Annotated in this window: 21 protein-coding genes; 4 read left to right on the top strand and 17 right to left on the bottom strand. The window is 41.7% G+C overall.

Features of this window, described 5'->3' with window-relative positions; translation table 11 throughout:
- Positions 1–2: 2 nt before the first annotated feature.
- From rplO to ubiD, 16 genes are all read right to left on the bottom strand, one after another.
- Entirely contained in the window at positions 3–437 is a 435-nt protein-coding gene (gene rplO / locus VUI23_RS16390) for a 50S ribosomal protein L15 (RefSeq protein WP_216049656.1), read from the bottom strand.
- A gap of 3 nt (positions 438–440) precedes the next feature.
- Positions 441–623, bottom strand: a complete 183-nt coding sequence (rpmD, locus tag VUI23_RS16395; RefSeq protein ID WP_216049655.1) for a 50S ribosomal protein L30 — start codon at positions 621–623, stop codon at positions 441–443.
- A gap of 6 nt (positions 624–629) precedes the next feature.
- Positions 630–1133 carry a 30S ribosomal protein S5 gene (gene rpsE / locus VUI23_RS16400; RefSeq protein ID WP_216049654.1) on the bottom strand — a complete coding sequence of 168 codons (504 nt, stop codon included), beginning with the start codon at positions 1131–1133 and terminating at the stop codon, positions 630–632.
- A 9-nt stretch (positions 1134–1142) separates the two neighbouring features.
- On the bottom strand, positions 1143–1496 hold the full coding sequence (gene rplR / locus VUI23_RS16405) for a 50S ribosomal protein L18 (protein WP_216049653.1): 354 nt from the start codon (positions 1494–1496) through the stop codon (positions 1143–1145).
- Between the two features lie 12 nt (positions 1497–1508).
- Positions 1509–2042, bottom strand: coding sequence for a 50S ribosomal protein L6 (gene rplF / locus VUI23_RS16410; RefSeq protein WP_216049652.1), 534 nt, complete (start codon positions 2040–2042; stop codon positions 1509–1511).
- Between the two features lie 13 nt (positions 2043–2055).
- Positions 2056–2448, bottom strand: coding sequence for a 30S ribosomal protein S8 (gene rpsH, locus VUI23_RS16415; RefSeq protein ID WP_216049651.1), 393 nt, complete (start codon positions 2446–2448; stop codon positions 2056–2058).
- Positions 2449–2460: 12 nt separating this feature from the next.
- Entirely contained in the window at positions 2461–2766 is a 306-nt protein-coding gene (rpsN, locus tag VUI23_RS16420) for a 30S ribosomal protein S14 (protein WP_216049650.1), read from the bottom strand.
- Between the two features lie 11 nt (positions 2767–2777).
- Positions 2778–3317, bottom strand: a complete 540-nt coding sequence (gene rplE, locus VUI23_RS16425; protein WP_216049649.1) for a 50S ribosomal protein L5 — start codon at positions 3315–3317, stop codon at positions 2778–2780.
- Positions 3318–3333: 16 nt separating this feature from the next.
- Positions 3334–3648, bottom strand: coding sequence for a 50S ribosomal protein L24 (gene rplX / locus VUI23_RS16430; RefSeq protein WP_216049648.1), 315 nt, complete (start codon positions 3646–3648; stop codon positions 3334–3336).
- Positions 3649–3660: 12 nt separating this feature from the next.
- Positions 3661–4029, bottom strand: a complete 369-nt coding sequence (rplN, locus tag VUI23_RS16435) for a 50S ribosomal protein L14 (RefSeq protein WP_008846203.1) — start codon at positions 4027–4029, stop codon at positions 3661–3663.
- A gap of 297 nt (positions 4030–4326) precedes the next feature.
- On the bottom strand, positions 4327–5697 hold the full coding sequence (locus VUI23_RS16440) for a DUF4397 domain-containing protein (RefSeq protein WP_216049647.1): 1371 nt from the start codon (positions 5695–5697) through the stop codon (positions 4327–4329).
- Positions 5698–5980: 283 nt separating this feature from the next.
- Positions 5981–7621, bottom strand: coding sequence for an AMP-binding protein (locus VUI23_RS16445; RefSeq protein ID WP_342805024.1), 1641 nt, complete (start codon positions 7619–7621; stop codon positions 5981–5983).
- Between the two features lie 311 nt (positions 7622–7932).
- Positions 7933–8673 (bottom strand): 23S rRNA (guanosine(2251)-2'-O)-methyltransferase RlmB, encoded by a 741-nt coding sequence (rlmB, locus tag VUI23_RS16450; RefSeq protein ID WP_216049645.1) that lies wholly within the window; start codon positions 8671–8673, stop codon positions 7933–7935.
- Between the two features lie 2 nt (positions 8674–8675).
- Entirely contained in the window at positions 8676–11075 is a 2400-nt protein-coding gene (rnr, locus tag VUI23_RS16455; protein WP_342805025.1) for a ribonuclease R, read from the bottom strand.
- A gap of 111 nt (positions 11076–11186) precedes the next feature.
- Positions 11187–11885, bottom strand: a complete 699-nt coding sequence (gene fre, locus VUI23_RS16460; RefSeq protein WP_342805026.1) for an NAD(P)H-flavin reductase — start codon at positions 11883–11885, stop codon at positions 11187–11189.
- A 21-nt stretch (positions 11886–11906) separates the two neighbouring features.
- Complete coding sequence (ubiD, locus tag VUI23_RS16465; protein ID WP_216049642.1) at positions 11907–13385, bottom strand: 4-hydroxy-3-polyprenylbenzoate decarboxylase; 1479 nt, start codon at positions 13383–13385, stop codon at positions 11907–11909.
- A gap of 184 nt (positions 13386–13569) precedes the next feature.
- Here ubiD and VUI23_RS16470 point away from each other — a divergent pair, with 184 nt between their 5' ends.
- The 3 genes from VUI23_RS16470 to VUI23_RS16480 all read left to right on the top strand — a co-directional run bounded on the left by VUI23_RS16470 (position 13570) and on the right by VUI23_RS16480 (position 15118).
- The gene (locus VUI23_RS16470) at positions 13570–14043 is read left to right on the top strand and encodes a hypothetical protein (RefSeq protein WP_342805027.1); all 474 of its coding nucleotides are present in this window, start codon (positions 13570–13572) and stop codon (positions 14041–14043) included.
- 27 nt (positions 14044–14070) lie between these two features.
- Positions 14071–14307, top strand: a complete 237-nt coding sequence (locus tag VUI23_RS16475) for a TIGR02647 family protein (protein WP_216049640.1) — start codon at positions 14071–14073, stop codon at positions 14305–14307.
- 181 nt (positions 14308–14488) lie between these two features.
- Positions 14489–15118 (top strand): tetratricopeptide repeat protein, encoded by a 630-nt coding sequence (locus VUI23_RS16480; protein WP_216049639.1) that lies wholly within the window; start codon positions 14489–14491, stop codon positions 15116–15118.
- Here VUI23_RS16480 and VUI23_RS16485 read toward each other — a convergent pair.
- The gene (locus VUI23_RS16485) at positions 15115–15777 is read right to left on the bottom strand and encodes a UPF0149 family protein (protein ID WP_216049638.1); all 663 of its coding nucleotides are present in this window, start codon (positions 15775–15777) and stop codon (positions 15115–15117) included. The two genes, VUI23_RS16480 and VUI23_RS16485, sit on opposite strands and share 4 nt — an antisense overlap.
- Before the next feature lie 151 nt (positions 15778–15928).
- Here VUI23_RS16485 and VUI23_RS16490 point away from each other — a divergent pair, with 151 nt between their 5' ends.
- A complete protein-coding gene (locus VUI23_RS16490; RefSeq protein ID WP_342805028.1) occupies positions 15929–18109 on the top strand; it encodes a TonB-dependent receptor in 2181 nt (726 codons plus the stop codon).
- Positions 18110–18332 lie beyond the last annotated feature (223 nt).

Genomic DNA, 18332 nt, shown 5'->3' on the forward strand with positions numbered 1-18332 from the left:
GCTTATTCCTCTACTTTACCGCCAGCTGCTTGAATTGCTTCAAGTGCGCCTTTAGATACCTTTAAACCTTTTACAGTAACTGCACGAGAGATTTCGCCACTTTTCATAACTTTGACGTTTAGCATTTCTTTTTTGATAAGACCTGCTGCTTTCAAAGTTACTAGTGAAACCTCATCACCTTCTACTTTAGCAATTTCACTCAATGTAACTTGGTCAGAAACAAAGGATACACGAGAAGTGAAACCGAACTTAGGTAGACGGCGCTGGATTGGCATTTGTCCGCCTTCAAAACCAGGCTTAACAGAACCGCCAGAGCGACTCTTTTGACCTTTGTGACCGCGGCCACCAGTTTTTCCAAGACCTGAACCGATACCGCGACCTACGCGCTTACCAGAATTTTTAGCTCCAGGTGCAGGAGCAATAGTATTTAATTTCATCTCTTACTCCTCCACTAATTCGACCATGTAATATACACGGTTGATCATGCCACGAACGGCTGGGGTGTCTTCCAACTCACGAACATGCCCGATGCGACGCAAACCTAAACCAGTCAATGTAGCTCTGTGCTTAGGTAGACGACCAATAGAGCTTTTAGTTTGCTTTACTTTAATCATCTTAGCCATGTTCAATTACCCCAAAATTTCGTCAACAGGCAATCCACGTTTTGCAGCAATCCCTTCAGGAGAGTTCATCTCTACTAAAGCATTGATTGTTGCACGAACAACGTTGATTGGGTTTGTTGAGCCGTAGCATTTTGAAAGTACGTTTTGTACACCTGCAACTTCAAGAACTGCACGCATTGCACCACCGGCAATAATACCAGTACCTTCTGATGCTGGTTGCATGTAAACCTTGGAGCCTGAGTGACGTCCTTTAATTGGATGCTGTAGCGTGTTGCCGTTAAGGTCTACGTTCACAAGATTGCGACGTGCCTTTTCCATAGCTTTTTGGATTGCAGCAGGTACTTCACGTGCCTTACCGTAACCAAAACCAACACGACCATTTCCGTCACCAACTACTGTCAAAGCAGTAAAGCTAAAGATACGACCACCTTTAACTACTTTTGATACACGGTTTACAGCGATCAGCTTTTCTAACAGGTCACCCTGTTGTTGAACTTCTACTTTAGCCATAATTAACTCCTAGAACTGAAGGCCTGCTTCACGTGCAGCGTCAGCTAATGCTTTAACTCGACCGTGATATTTGAAACCACTACGGTCAAAAGCAATTTCTTTGATGCCTTTTTCAATAGCGCGTTCTGCAATCGCTTTGCCTACTGCTGCAGCAGCTTCAGAATTACCCGTAGATTTAAGGGAATTACGAAGTTCTGTTTCAACAGTAGAAGCCGCCGCTAACACTTCTGAACCACTAGGCGCGATTAACTGCGCGTATATGTGGCGAGGTGTGCGGTTAATAACCAAGCGATGCGCGGCCAGTTCACTAATTTTTTTGCGGGCGCGGGTAGCGCGACGCAAGCGAGCTGATTTCTTATCCATCGTATCACCTACCTACTTTTTCTTAGCTTCTTTACGACGCACAACTTCATCAGCATAACGAACACCCTTACCTTTATAAGGCTCTGGTGGACGATAAGCGCGGATGTTAGCTGCAACCTGACCTACCACTTGCTTATCAGCGCCTTTGACGACGATTTCAGTTTGGGTAGGAGTTTCAATCGAAATACCAGCAGGCATTTCATAAACTACTGGGTGAGAGAAGCCCAACGTTAGGTTAAGTTTGCTACCTTGTGCTTGAGCACGGTAACCAACACCTGTTAGTTGTAATTTCTTTTCGAACCCTTCAGATACACCATGTACCATTGCATTCAATAAAGAGCGAGCTGTACCAGCTTGAGCCCAATTGTTAGCGAAACCTTCACGAGGAAGTGCTTTCAATTGATTCTCTTCTTGTACGACTTCAACTGCGTCGTTGAATGAACGATTTAGAGTACCGTTTTTTCCTTTAACTGTGACATCTTGACCAGCGATAGTTACTTCTACACCAGATTTGATATCGACAGGAGCTTTTGCTATACGTGACATATTCTATCTCCCGTTACGCTACATAACCGATGATCTCACCGCCCATGCCAGCTTTACGCGCTGCACGGTCAGTCATCACACCTTTTGAGGTAGACACGATAGCTATTCCCAAACCACCCATCACTTTAGGAAGCTCATCTTTTTTCTTATAGATGCGCAGACCAGGACGACTGACTCGTTCAATGCTCTCAATTACTTTTTTGCCTTCGAAGTATTTAAGTGCTACTTCAATTACAGGCTTAACGTCACCAGACACAGCGAAGTCAGAGATATAACCTTCATCTTTTAAAACTTTAGCGATTGAAACGCGAAGTTTAGAAGAAGGCATAGCAACTGTTACTTTGCTTGCCAATTGGCCGTTACGAATGCGGGTAAACATATCCGCGATAGGATCTTGCATGCTCATATTGGCTACTCCTTACCAGCTGGCTTTTTTAAGGCCAGGGACTTCACCGCGCATTGCTGCTTCACGCAACTTTATACGGCTAAGACCAAATTTGCGTAGGAACCCATGTGGACGTCCAGTTACACGGCAGCGGTTTTGCTTGCGTGATAGACTAGAGTCACGTGGAAGTTGTTGTAGCTTAAGAACAGCATCCCAACGTTCTTCATCAGTAACGTTAACATCGCTGATAATCGCTTTTAGCTCAGCACGTTTAGTACCGTACTTTGCTGCTAGCTTGGCGCGTTTTACTTCGCGCGCTTTCATTGATTCTTTTGCCATAACCCTACACCTTATTTTCTAAACGGGAAGTTAAAAGCGGTTAAAAGCGCTTTTGCTTCATCGTCTGAGTTTGCGCTAGTAGTGATAGTAATATCCATACCGCGAATCTTATCAACTTTATCAAAGTCGATCTCAGGGAAGATAATTTGCTCACGTACACCCATGCTATAGTTACCACGGCCGTCGAATGATTTTGCATTCAAGCCACGGAAGTCACGGATACGAGGAATTGCGATTGAAATCAAACGTTCCAAGAATTCCCACATACGCTCACCACGTAAGGTTACTTTACAGCCAATCGGATAACCTTCACGGATTTTAAAACCCGCTACAGACTTACGAGCAACAGTAACAATTGGTTTTTGTCCAGCAATCGCAGCCATATCAGCCTGCGCGTTTTCCAAAACTTTCTTGTCCGCTATCGCTTCACCTAAACCCATGTTTAAGGTGATTTTTTCGATCCGAGGGACTTGCATGACGCTTTTGTAGTTGAACTGCTTCGCAAGTTCGCCCACTACTGTTTCTTTATAGAAATCATGCAGTTTCGCCATCGTACTCTCCAATTAATTAAACTAGTTCGCCGTTAGATTTGAAGAAACGAACTTTCTTCTCATCTTCGAAACGGAAACCAACGCGATCTGCTTTACCCGTCGCTGGGTTAACAACCGCTACATTTGATACGTGAATTGCTGCTTCCTTTTCAATGATGCCGCCAGGGACATTCATTTGAGGATTAGGCTTCTGGTGTTTCTTCACCAAATTCACACCTTCTATTATTAGCTTGTCATCAGACGCTAGTACTTTAAGGACTTTGCCTTGTTTTCCTTTGTCTTTGCCTGCTAATACGACTACTTCATCATCACGACGAATTTTTCTAGCCATTATCGTGACTCCTTATAGTACCTCTGGGGCCAATGAAATGATCTTCATGAATGAATCTCCACGAAGCTCACGAGTGACCGGGCCAAAGATACGCGTACCAATAGGTTGCTTGTTTGCGTTAAGCAAAACAGCTGCGTTATTATCAAAACGGATAGTAGAACCATCAGCTCGACGAACGCCTTTCCTAGTACGCACCACCACTGCATTCAGAACGTCACCTTTTTTTACTTTGCCACGAGGAATTGCTTCCTTGACAGTAACTTTGATGATGTCACCGATATGTGCATAACGGCGATGCGAGCCACCAAGAACCTTAATACACTGAACCCTGCGAGCGCCGGAGTTGTCGGCAACATCCAGGTTAGTTTGCATTTGGATCATGTTAGTGCTCCGCTGTTTAAATTAAGACCCTCACGGGTCGTTTAAGCTACAAAAATTCTAACAAACTAAAAGTTTAATGCTTTTTCGCTTGCTGAAAATTCATACATACCCCTATAAAAAGGGCGCGAAACTATAACAGAAAATAAAGCTGTGTGATAGCGCAATTTCAAAATAATTGTAGAATAAGTGGTAATCAGTAAATATAGATTTACAAAGGAAGGTTTAACAGCTGTGGGAAAATAACTTGTTGGATAAAAAAATCGGCTCTAAGGAGCCGATTTTTACTGAATCAATTGATTAATATAGAAGTGAAATCTTATATCCTGTTGGAGAATCTAACGACTCTTCAATAGTAATTATATAATTTGCTTCTTCATTTAAACCTAGTAGTTCAGTTCTATCCAATAAGATTTGGGTATCTTCATTGTCATCGAATACCGCTACCAATTCATAGAAATCACTTGGCAATGTAACCGATTTAGATTCACCAAAGTCGATACTTGATATTAGGTACTCAGCAGATTCAATGGTTTCGTCTTTACGTACAAAATATAAGTCAACGTCGATGAAATCAGAAACTAAGTTAGCAGCTACCACTTCTTTATCGTAAACCTGAGGTTGATCACTCTCATCGAAAGATAGTGAAGTTAGCTTATCGTTAGCATCTTGATAGATGATGATAGCCTTACTTTCACCTTGGTTTAACGTTACTAAGCGATTGTTAAAGTTAATAGTACCGTCAGTTGTTAGCTCAGCAGATAAACGATAATCACCGAATTCGATATCATTAAAGTCAGTTTTTTCATTTGCATTTACTTGCAAAGGATCAGTTACTTCATTTCCTTCTAAGGTAAATTCAACGGCGCCATTGTCTAGACTGTTGTAAAGACGGTATTGAGCGCTCGCATTAACATCATCAAGGTTCGACACTGTTGAAGAGTTAAGCACTAAATCAATTTCGATATCATCTTGAATCGCACCACTGCTGCTGCGAATGACTAGAACATACTCAGTAGCAAATTGGAATGAAACTGTATTAGACTCAAAAATGACGTCAGTTGAACCAGGTTCAGTTAGGTAAATAGTATAGCTACCTTCGTCGAAGTTTTCGTCATCGTCATCAGGAGCCCAGTAAACCATCTCATCCAAGCTTTCGTAATTTATGGTAGATAACAAGTTAGCTTCACTAAACGGAGAACCTGAATCACTCATATACAAATCGTAGCTGCTTTGGTCAGAAACAACCGAAATAGCAAATAATCTAAAATGGTCATCAAGCTCTTCGCGCTCAAAGCGATATTCATTGAACGTTGGGTCGGTGAAATCACCGGTTAGCATTACCAACGTTTTCTGACCATTTGGTAAATCAATATCGCGAGTCTCAAGAATCACTTCTTGGTCATCTGAATCTGTCCGATAAAACTCAATTTCAGTAAATCCCGTATCGGTCTGGATCATACTAGTGACATCACCGTAAGACGCAGATGCTAGAACTTGCGTTTCTTCAGTGCCGCGCATAGTGGTTAAAGCACTATTTGTGGAACCATTGTAAAATTGAATATAACCAGAAGAACTGAATTCAGTATCATTGTCATCTGAGCTACTGCAGGCTGTTAACCCTGTGGCCAATAACACACCCATCAGGGCAAAACTAACTTTACTTCGCATTAAAACACTTTCCTTAAAAACAAGCGCAAAACCTAATTGCAGGGGATTCTATAACGAAGTTACGATTCATACACTAAATAAAAGTTCAAATCTTTAGATAATCTTTTCAAAAAACTCGTAAACTCCAATAGAAAACAATGGGCAGTGACTTTAAGTATGCCAATAAAAAATGACAACTACCTAATTCAACCGCCCCTACTGAAAATGAAAACTGTTAATTACCGCCCACCATTTCGCTAGTAGTTTATATCCAAATCAGATTAAGTGAGATGGAAATATCCGCCTATGATAACCAAACCACCTTTTCTTTGTAAGGTGCATTAATCACATCTTTGTATTTTTTCTCTAAAACATGCCGTTTTATTTTCAAAGTTGGCGTTAATAAGTCGTTTTCAATCGTCCAATCATCTTCAACAACTACTAATCTATCTAAAACTTGATGACTTTCTAAGTTGGCGTTCACTTTATGTACGGTTTCTTCGAGAGACCTAATCACTTGTTCGGCGCTTTGTTTTCTCGCTATTTCGGAAATAATCAACAATGCGATAGGCTGCTTGAGGTCACTGCCCGTTACACAAACCTGTTCGACTATTTCATTTTCCATGATTAACGATTCAATCGGCACCGGCGTTACGTATTTACCCTTGGCGGTTTTAAAAATATCTTTTAAGCGTCCAGTGATACGAATATACCCTTCATTATCTAATTCGCCTTTATCACCGGTTCGCAAATAACCATCTTCAGTAAAGACTTCGGCAGTTTTTTCAGCCTCTAAATAGTACTCCTTCATATTACAGGGGCCTTTAACTTGAATTTCCCCATCCTCAGCAATACGAATATCGACACCTTCATAGGCTTTACCAATACAACCAATTTTGTCTTCACGGAAAGGCACGCTGCTAGTTCCATAAGCACAGTTTTCTGTCATGCCCCAGCCTTCACAGATTTCTATGCCGATGCGGTGAAACCAGTGGATTGTGGCGGGAGGAATTGGTGCAGACCCGCTGGCGCACAGACGGGCGTTATCTAACCCCAAGCCTTTACGAATTTTCTTAGCGACAATACCTCCAATAATAGGTATCCGTAATAAACGCTCAAGTTTCTTCTGGGGCATTTGCGCCAAAACCCCCATTTGAAAACGAGTCCAGAGTCTTGGAACAGATATAAACAATGTAGGTTGGCAGCGCTGAATATCTGTTTTAAACGTGTCCAACGATTCGATGAAAAATATGTGTAGCCCAGAATATAAACTCGCCATCTCGACTAATATTCTCTCAGTAATATGAGCAAGGGGTAGATAACTTAGAATTCTGTCTTGTTCATTGACACTTAATGCAGATAACGACGATTTCGCAGTCCAGCTAACAGATTCATAGGTTTGTACAACACCTTTAGGCGCACCAGTACTTCCTGATGTATAAATAATGGTCATAACATCTTTCATATCGGGTACAGGATATCCCTCGAACTCACCGCCTGCGGTGAAAGTTTCCCAATCGACGTCACACATGTTCCCAGCATATGGAAAAGCAATACTCTTAATACCATCAGGAATTGCAGCAATTTGCTCCGCCGCATGTTCCAACTTACCCACAAAAACGACTGGGCATTTAGCATGATCTAACACGTAGGATATTGTGTCAGGGCCGGCGGTTGGGAAAATCGGTATTGAAATGTGTCCGGCCATCATTATGGCTAAATCAGTGATGAACCATTCGGCGCAATTTTTTGAAATAAGTCCAATATGGCTGCCTTTTGGTAACCCTAAATTGGTCAAACCTTGCGCCACTTGACGTACTTTTTGATCCACTTGCTGCCAACTATATTCAGTTACTTTGCCATTTTGAGGTTGAGTTAAATATATTTTATTGGGGTGTGATTTTACTTTTTCGTAAAATAATTCTAGAGGCGTTTTAGTGGTCATTTGGATACCTGATTCGTTCCGACTAGGTTAAATTTACTCATTGATTGAATGAATAAACCGTCTAAGTCTTTAAATTAACAAAAAGATAACACTATTAGAACACTGCTTGCGGCTGAATGAACCTTATTTTCGATGAATCAATAATCATTTTTGATGATAGAAAACTATTCAACATATTTTTACTGAAAAATGCAGCGAGTTATTAATGAATTTTAACTTAGTATTAGCGCAGGTAAACAGAGGTTGGGCTGATGGTTTATTCACTGACATTGAAAGCTTGAGGTAAGTGAATAAACCATATTGTAGAATGACTAAACTTGTCTTTGGCGAACTATTTCAAACAAGCAAACCCCAGTTGCAACTGAAACATTCAAACTAGTGACGGTGCCAGCCATTGGCAGTTTGATAAGCTCATCGCAATGTTCTCGGGTTAATCGTCTCATGCCCTTGCCTTCAGCCCCCATGACTAGAGCAATAGGGCCATTAAACGAGCACTCATAAAGGCTCTGTTTTGCTTCGCCTGCAGTGCCAACAATCCATACTCCAGCTTTTTGCAGTTCCCTTAAGGTTCTTGCTAAGTTGGTGACTTGCACTAATGGAATTACGTCAGCAGCTCCGCTGGCAACTTTGCGTACTGTAGGTGTTAATGCCGCTGACTTATCTTTGGGCACCACTAGGGCATGAACGCCAGCTGCCTCTGCAGTACGTAAACAAGCACCTAAATTGTGAGGATCGGTTACTCCGTCAAGGATAAGCAAAAACGGCTTATCATTGCTTTCAACTATCGCCATTAAGTCATTTTCACTGTATTGCTTACCAGGTTTAGCTCGAGCAACGACTCCTTGGTGTTGTTCACCATCCACTTTATCGTCTAAGGTTTTGCGTTGGCAAAATTGCACAGCAATCCCAAAACGTCGAGCTTGATTGATTATGTTGAACAATCGATCATCTTCACGACCTTTGAGCACAAACAACTCTATGAGTCTTTCGGGTTCGCGCTGAACAACTGCTTCTAAAGCGTGAATACCATATAACCACTCTTGCTGAGCCATGCCTATTTATTCCTTTTTGCTGAACGACGTTTAGACTTTGCAGCCTTAGTCGATGATTTATCTGTGGCTCTTCTGCTTGGTTTACCAGCCCCTTTTTTCGCCGCACCTTGTTTGGCCGACTCCTTGGGTTCGCCTTTTGATTGCGTTTTATCGGTCGCCTTTCTAGGCTTGCTTCCGGCAGCTTTGCGAGCTCCGCGGCCCTTAGGTTCATCTAAGATAAAGTCAATTTTTCGTTCATCCAGATTAACCGCTGCCACTTTAACTTTGAGGGGATCACCTAAACGGTAACGTTTACCCATAGCTTCACCAACCAGACATTGTTTCACTTCATCAAAATGATAGTAGTCATTTTCCAATGATGAGATGTGTACCAATCCATCGATATGAAACTCACTCAAGCGCACAAAAAAGCCGAAACCGGTAACAGACGCAATAACGCCTTCAAATACATCGCCTACGTGGTCCAACATGAATTCACATTTTAACCAATCAGCCACGTCTCTTGTCGCATCATCTGCTCGGCGCTCAGTCATTGAACACTGTTCGCCTAGCGCCTCTACCTCTTCTTCGCTGTATGACTTGCCACCGGTTTTACTTTTACGGCTGGCCTGCTTATCAAGAACCGCTTTAATTGCGCGGTGCACCACTAAGTCAGGATAGCGCCGAATTGGCGATGTAAAGTGAGCGTAAGCTTCTAAAGCCAATCCAAAGTGACCAATATTGTCATTGTCATATACCGCTTGCTTCATTGAACGCAACAGCATAGTTTGTATCAACTCTTGATCTGGACGACCTTGTATTTTTCCCACTAAATCGGTGAAATCTTGCGGTTTAGCTTCTTTACCTATGCGATGTTCAATGCCGACTTCTTTCAAATAAGACGTAAAAGAAGTCAATCTGTCTTCATTCGGTTCATCGTGGATTCGATACAATGCTGGCGCTTTATTTTTTTCTAAAAATTGAGCCGCCGACACATTTGCCAAAATCATACATTCTTCAATCAGCTTGTGGGCATCATTGCGCACCACTGGAACAATGTGATCTATTTTCCGTTGTGCATTGAACACAAATTTACTTTCTTGAGTTTCAAACTCAATCGCGCCCCGCTTATTACGTGCTCTTTTCAGCACACGGTACATATCATGCAAATTACGCAAATGGGGAACGTGCTCAATGTAACGTTTATGTAATTCTGGATCGCCGTCTAATATTGCACCCACTTTGGTGTATGTAAGACGAGCCTTAGAATTCATAACGGCTTCATAAAACTGGTAATCTTGCAGCTTTCCGTGCGCACTAATCGTCATTTCACAGACCATGCACAAACGATCAACTTCAGGATTAAGGGAACATAACCCGTTGCTCAATACTTCTGGCAACATAGGAACTACTTGTTCAGGAAAGTAAACTGAATTACCGCGCTGTTGTGCTTCATCATCCAATGCGGTGCCGGTTTTCAAATAATAACTGACATCAGCAATAGCAACCCAAAGCTGCCAACCTCCTTCGTCAAGAGGCTCACAAAATACCGCATCATCAAAATCACGCGCGTCTTCACCATCAATAGTAACCAGTGGCAATTGACGCAAATCAATTCGATTTTGCTTTGCTTCTTCAGGAACTTGTTCTTGTAAACTAGCAACTTGTCTACTGACAGCCTTTGGCCATTCATGAGGTATATCAAAAGTGCGCAATGCCATTTCGATTTCCATGCCTGGGGCCATATGCTCGCCAAGCACTTCTAATATCTTGCCAATAGGATTTACGCGTTTGCGGGGACGCTGTATGACTTCCACCACAACAACATTTCCCTGGCGAGCACCATTAACATGCTCAGAAGGGATCATAATTTCATGACCAATACGGCTATCATCAGGGATAACCATGCTTACACCGTGCTCTACAAAGTAACGTCCAACAATTGGTTCGGTGCGTGGCTCGATAATTCTGGCGATTCTAGCTTCTCTGCGTCCACGGTTATCTGTTCCGCTTTCTTTTACTAACACCACATCATCATGAAGCAGAGCTTGCATTTGAGCTTGATGGATAAATAAATCTTTTTCGCCATCATCGCGTTTTAGGAAGCCGAAACCATCTCGATGACCAATAACACGACCTTTAATCAGTTCCATCTTATCAGCCACGCCATACTTTTTCTGGCGATTGAAGACAATTTGACCTTCCCGTTCCATAGCTCTTAGGCGTCGTTGAACACCCACACGGCTATCTTCGTCTGAGGCTTTAACTAATTGGCAAATTTCTAAAAATGTAAGGGGAGTTTTTTGCTCTACCATCACCTGTAGCAAGTATTCTCTACTTGCTACAGGGTTTTCATATTTATCTTTTTCGCGCAGGAAATGAGGATCGTTTTTTTCTAAATTTTGTTTATTTTTTATATTCATATTCGGCATTATAGTCATTGATTGTTACTAAACTATGTTTTTTTGAAATTTTGGGCAAATTTTATTCAAAAGCAGCCAAATAGCCCTGCAATATGTGTTTAGGCATACACTTTAAATAAACTGATAAGCATCTCCAAACAGGTTTTCCAACAATAAGCCTTGTTTTTGGAAATCGTCTCGAGCCACACCGGCCATTTCAAATCGACCTGCAACATACACTTGATAGGGTTCTAAACTGACAAAATCAGCCAATATGGCTTGGTGAACCCAACCGGATTTACCTTGCCAATCTTCATCAGGTGCATCTACTACCGGAATAAATCGAAAATTCGAATGCTTTTTCTCCAGTTCAATCAGCGCTTCGTATTCATACATATCAGCTAACGTCTGAGTTCCCCAGTATAAAAATACAGGTTGCGTATCGGCGATTTTTAATCGTTGTTGGAGAATAGAATATGTATATGAAAACCCCGTTCCGCCAGCTAATAAAATAGTGGGTTTAATATTCTCGTCTCGTAAATATGCTTCACCATGTCCACCAGCGATATCGATTTCACCCTTGGTCTTCATTTTTTCTAACACTTGACCGGCATAATCATTGCCAACACCTGCCCCTATGTGTAACTCGATTTGGTTACTACCATCCGGCGCGTTGGCTATAGAGAAAGGTCGGGAATCGTTTTCACCCATAATAACTTTCACGTATTGTCCGGCTTTAAACGACACTGGACTTGATGCAGCCAACTTTACTCGACTAACAATGTCGGTTAACGGCTCAATTGATTCTACTTTACAACTTATTGGTGACATAAAAACGCTAGCTTCTCTTTATTAATCAGATTTAGGTAACAGCTCTAAGCTGTCCCAGATTTCGTCTACATAGGACTTAACTGAGGCATCCATCTCAATCGGCTCGCCCCATTCTCTATCGGTTTCACCCGGCATTTTATTGGTAGCATCCATTCCCATTTTCGAACCTAATCCTGAAACGGGGGACGCAAAATCAAGATAATCGATTGGCGTATTCTCGATTAACGTTGTATCTCTGGATGGATCCATTCGCGTTGTGATTGCCCAGATAACATCTTTCCAATCTCTGGCGTTCACATCGTCATCGCAAACTATCACAAACTTGGTGTACATGAACTGACGTAAGAATGACCAAACTCCCATCATTACCCGTTTGGCATGACCAGGATATTGTTTTTTCATGGTCACTATTGCTAACCGATAACTACAGCCTTCTGGAGGAAGATAAAAATCAACAATTTCAGGAAATTGCTTTTGTAGAATGGGTACAAACACTTCGTTTAGCGCAACGCCCAATATTGCTGGCTCATCAGGTGGTCTGCCAGTATAAGTTGAATGGTATATGGGATCTTTTCGATGAGTTATATGGGTTATTGTAAAGACCGGAAACTCATCCACTTCATTATAATACCCAGTATGGTCACCATAAGGTCCTTCTGGTGCAGTTTCACCGGGCGCAATGTATCCTTCTAATACAATTTCAGCATTGGCCGGTACCTGAAGGTCATTACTGATAGATTTAACTACTTCGGTTTTATCTCCCCGCAATAAGCCTGCGAATGCGTATTCTGACAGACTGTCTGGAACCGGTGTTACGGCGCCAAGTATGGTTGCTGGATCAGCCCCAAGAGCCACTGATACCGGATAGTTTTCACCGGGATTTTGCTGACAAAACTCTCTAAAGTCCAGGGCGCCACCACGGTGGGATAACCAGCGCATTATCACTTTATTTTTGGCTATCACTTGTTGTCGGTAAATGCCTAAATTCTGTCGTTTTTTGTTTGGACCTCGGGTAACAGTTAACCCCCAAGTAATCAAAGGAGCCACATCACCTGGCCAACACCTTTGAATGGGAAGTGTCGACAAATCTACATCTTCGCCGGTAATCACCACTTGCTGACAAACGGCTTTACGCACTTCTTTGGCTGGCATATTCAACACTTGCTTGAACACCGGCAGTTTCTCCCACAGATCTTTTAAACCTTTGGGTGGTTCGGGTTCTTTTAAGTAGGCTAATAGTTCTCCAACTTCCCGTAGGGCGCCAACACTTTCTTGGCCCATACCTAAGGCTACACGTTCAGGAGTACCAAAAAGGTTCGCTAAAACAGGAATCGAATAGCCTTTTGGATTCTCAAATAATATAGCGGGTCCACCGGCACGTAACGTACGATCGGCGATTTCGGTCATTTCTAAGTCAGGATCTACCTCAAGGGAAACTCGCTTAAGTTCACCTCTGCTTTCTAACTGCGCTATAAAATCTCGTAAGTCTTTGTATTTCATGTTGAACCGCTATCTATTCAGAACTAATAAGTATAAACCCGTGGGAAGCTTTATACGAGAGATGTGAGAATTTAGTTGTAAAAATAAATTGTTAAATTTTTGTAATTTTATCAATTCAGGGATAATCTAAATACAGGTGATCTTCCATTGTACAAAAGCTATGCAATCGAACATTAGATGCAGTGTGTTATTAATTATCTCGATAATGAGTTTTCACGCCTCAGCAGCGTGTGATAGCCCTACCCATAGGCAATTTGATTTCTGGCTAGGAACTTGGGACGTATATTCTCCACAACACAAAATTGTTGGAATAAATAAAATCACCTCACAACTAAACGGATGTATTTTAACAGAAGAATACCAAACGCCTTCAGGCTACCAAGGTCAAAGCATCAATATATTTGATGTTAGCAACCAACAATGGCATCAAACTTGGGTAGATAATAGCGGTTTACTTCTGTCTTTGAATGGCAAATTTGACGGGCAATCTATGGTACTTGAAGGTCCGGGAAAAACACCTAAAGGAGAAAATATTGTGCACAGAATTACTTGGACGCCATCAGCCGACAAAAGCGTACGTCAACATTGGGAGTCCAGCCAGAACAATGGCAAAACTTGGACAACCCTGTTTGACGGAAAATATGTAAAACGAAAATAACATTCAACATTATAAGAAGAGTAAATTATGCCTTTTAACAACGAGCTCACCGAAGAACTTAATCTAATCTTAAAATTCCCCAACAAAAGTTTAATGCAAGGACTAAAAATCCATCACGATGCTGAACAGTCAATGGTAGATGCAGCAAAAAGGTTATTTGACAAAGGCGTGGTTAGTCAACCAGATGGCGGCTATCTAACTGATTTAGGACATGATTTAGCAGAACACGCGCAAATTATTCAGTCCGCCCTAACTTCCCGATAGAATTTGGATAAATACGGTAGGCAACGGTTGTATCGACTGTTGTCGCTGTCATCTTGTTGTATTCTAAGGGCAGCTCTTTGGGTGCCCCGTGCCTAAATGTGCTTTTGTATTTAGTATTTTGCGTAAATGTCGATACAATCATTATAGTTGGTTAATTTTTTGACTCTGCGGAAAATTTGATATGCGCCTGTTTAAGTTTACTTCATTTATTACATCATTGGCTTTGTTGTCGTTTAATTTGCACGGTGCAGAACCGATAAAAGCGGTTGAGTTATACACTCAAGATGAATTGATTGGATTGATAAATCGCAATGAACACCTCGACCGTGTGGTGCTCGACAGATGCCAACTTGTGCAAGACATTGAAGCACGCGCAGAAACCCTAAAGATTCCTTCTTTTCAATTTTTGTGGGGCGATATGTTAGCCTGGGGAGTGTGTGTTGATGCAGAACCAACTAGAGGCATTAGTTATATGCAAGAAGCTGCCGATCAGGGACTACCTGCCGCTTTGGAGCAGTTAGGTCGATACTATTCTGCAGGTAAACTAGTTCAACAAGACAAGCAGCGTGCAGTTATCTATTTACGAGAGGCCGCCGCCCTAGGAAACCTCAAAGCTCAAATTCAACTTGCCGATTTATTCATCGATGGATTTGGCAGCCCTTATGATTATGAAGACGCTTATCATTGGTTGTATAACGCCATCACAAATGACAAAAAAACTCATGCAAGAATTGCCAATTGTATGCATGATTTAGAAAAGTTAATGCATCCAAAGGCCGTCAGAAAAGCCAAACGTCCGTTAGATAGTTAATCTGAGGAAGGCTTCGTAGGCTGCTCAAAGGTCTCAAATTGGTCGGGTAAAAACTCCGCAAGCCGGCCTGATAAATCCACATAAGTTTTCAAAGCGGCTGGCAAAGATGCGTAAATCTTGGGAAGGTTTTCAAGTAACTTCAGGTTATTCACTCTTTTAGCTTGTTCAAGTGCAATAGGAATATTGGCAAACGAACTAAACATCAATAAACAATGTTTTAAGTCACGCTGGAATACACTCAGCTTTTCTGGTTGTTTTACTTGCACTTGTTGCCAACATCCCTGCCAAACCGATTCCAACTGACTATGCCCAGTCAATAAACCTTGCAGCCATTGGCTAACAGGAATATCTGCGGTTAAGTTATCAGGCAGAGGCTGGCCTTTGCCTGGATAGTCAATATTATTTGTGCGCATCTGCGCTAATTCATGTTGCAATAAAGCCATCAAAACTTCAGCGATATGATCCACTTCCGACTCTGAAACGCCACCGCGCTTCTGCTGAAATGCCCAGCTAAGCCAAACATCAGGCATAGGTATCTCGGGTGCAGAGCTAACAGCAAAGACAATTCCCGTCACATAATGTGGTGAATGTAATAGTGTTGGATACTGCCTGCATATTTTTTCAAGCTGTTGTAAAGCGTCAGGTTTTACGAATGGCAAAACTCATTCCTATTGGCATTTCAGATTTTAGATTCATTTAACATTGAAATTTACTGAAAAAAACATTGACAAAAAAACCACTTAGAACGTTATAATATATCAATTGATACAGTATAACATTGCATTAACATTCTAAATAAAGGAGCTCGTCGTGCTATCGCAACAATACTCTTTACTCGCCAGTACCATTATACTAGCACTAAGTGTTTCTAACCAAGTTAACGCGCAAACCAAACCAATTCAAAAAGATGAACAACAAATAGAAAAATTGGTCATTACGTCAAATCCCCTTAATCCTACTGTGCTCGAGTCTGCTACGCCAGTTTCAATTATCGCAGGTGAGGATTTAGAATCGAGAATTGCCCCAACTCTAGGTGAAACATTAAAAAACGTTCCCGGTGTTCATAGCACCTATTTTGGACCGGTTTCAAGTAGCCCCATTATTAGAGGCCTTGATGGCCCAAGAGTTAAAGTTCTACAAAACGGTCTAGATGCGTCAGATGCATCTAGAGTAGGACCAGATCACGTAGTATCCACAGAGTCAGCTAACGCCACTCAAATAGAAGTGTTACGAGGACCTGCAACGCTGTTGTACGGAAGCGGCGCAATTGGTGGTGTGGTAAATATCGTAGACAATCGTTTACCTGTGCAAAGACGAGATGAGATTGAAGGTAAAGTTAGTTACTTACATGACTCTGTTTCGAGTGAAGATTTACTTAATCTGAATGTGGATGGCGGCAATGACACAGTAATGTGGCATTTTGATGCATTTGATAGAGAAACTGAAAACTATTCCATTCCAGGTTCCGCAGATATTGATGGCACCGAAGACAGTGGTAAGTTAGATAATTCGTTTATCGATTCAAACGGTTTTACCGCAGGTTTAGGTTGGGCTTCAGATAATCTCAATGTAGCATTCTCGTTCGGCCAATTAGAAAGTGATTATGGTATACCTGGTCATTCTCATGAAGAAGAGCATGAGGAAGAAGAAGAAGAGCATGAAGAAGAGGAAGTCTTTGCTAGATTAGACCAAGATCGTTACCAAATGTTAGTCGATCTGCATGATCTAGATGGCTTTTTCAGTGAATTTAAATTCCGCAGTGCTTACACCGATTACAGTCATAGTGAAATTGAAGATGGCGCTATAGGTACAACGTTTAATAATGAATCCATCGAGTCCCGTTTGTGGGGAAAACATCGCAGTATCAATGGTTGGGAAGGGGTAATCGGCCTCAATTACACCAACAGTGATTTTTCAGCATTGGGTGATGAAGCTTTTACCCCTGCTTCAGAAAGTGACTCACTTGCGCTCTTTGTGCTTGAAGAGAAACATGTCGATAAATTTTTATGGCAATTGGGTTTCCGTTATGAAAAAAGTGATATTTCTGTAGATAACAGCTTTTTCGAATCAACGGAAGATGAGCACACTGATGAGATTTTCTTTGATGATGCAAGTTATTCTGCATTAAGTTTATCGGCAGGTGTGGTGTGGAGCGTTCAAGACGACGCTACATTGTCATTTAATTATGCTCGTTCTGAAAGAGCACCTTCTGCCGCTGAGATGTATTCAAACGGTCTGCATATCGCAACTAGCACATACGAACTTGGTGCTGGATTTGATATTGAACCCAGTGTCGAAGCTGGTGAATACCATATAGTCCAGAACCAACAAGACGCAGAAAAGGAAATATCAAACAACCTAGATCTGACTTATCACACTTCCGGCGACAGCGTAGAGGCGACCTTTAGTATTTTTTACAATCAAATCGACAACTACCTGTTCCAACAAAATACCGGATTAGTATCTGAAGATGGTCATATTCATAGTGAAGAAGAAGGTGACGAAGAGCTTGATGCTGACCATGATCATGAAGATGAAGGTCTGGCAATATATTTATTCCGTCAGCAAGATGCTGAAATTTATGGCTTCGAAGCGGAAATAGACTGGCACATAACTGAGCAAATTCGCTTGGAAACTTTTGCCGATATAACAAAAGCAGAACTCACCAGTGGTGAAAACTTGCCTCGTATTCCACCAGCAAGAATTGGTTTTGGATTGCACTTTGAAAGTGATTATTGGCACGCCGAAGTAGGTGCAACCTACAACGCTAAGCAAACCGATATCGCTGATTATGAAACTGAAACTGCAGGTTATACCTTAGTAAATGCGGCGTATAATTATTACACCGAGGTAGCCGACAATGAATTGGTATTATTTGTTAGAGGCAATAACCTACTCGATAAAGAAGCTCGGGTTCATGCGTCCTTTATCAAAGATGTCGCCCCTTTACCGGGTCGCTCAGTGGTAGTCGGAGCAAGATTAAACTTCTAAGATAATTCATATTCTAATATAAATGACGTTGCACCAATCACTTGCTGTAACGTCATTTCTCCCACTCAAGTAATCGAACTCCCATACCACCTGTCTTAAAACAATTCATTTAAAAATCAGCACCATCTGCGACACTTTGCATGCCAATGTAGAGCCAAGCAAGTGACAACAATCTTACTCTGCGTTAAGCTGACTTATCACTCATTTCGTCCACCTCAATTAC

This window comes from Alteromonas sp. M12 (genome assembly GCF_037478005.1).
GTDB lineage: Bacteria > Pseudomonadota > Gammaproteobacteria > Enterobacterales > Alteromonadaceae > Aliiglaciecola > Aliiglaciecola lipolytica_A.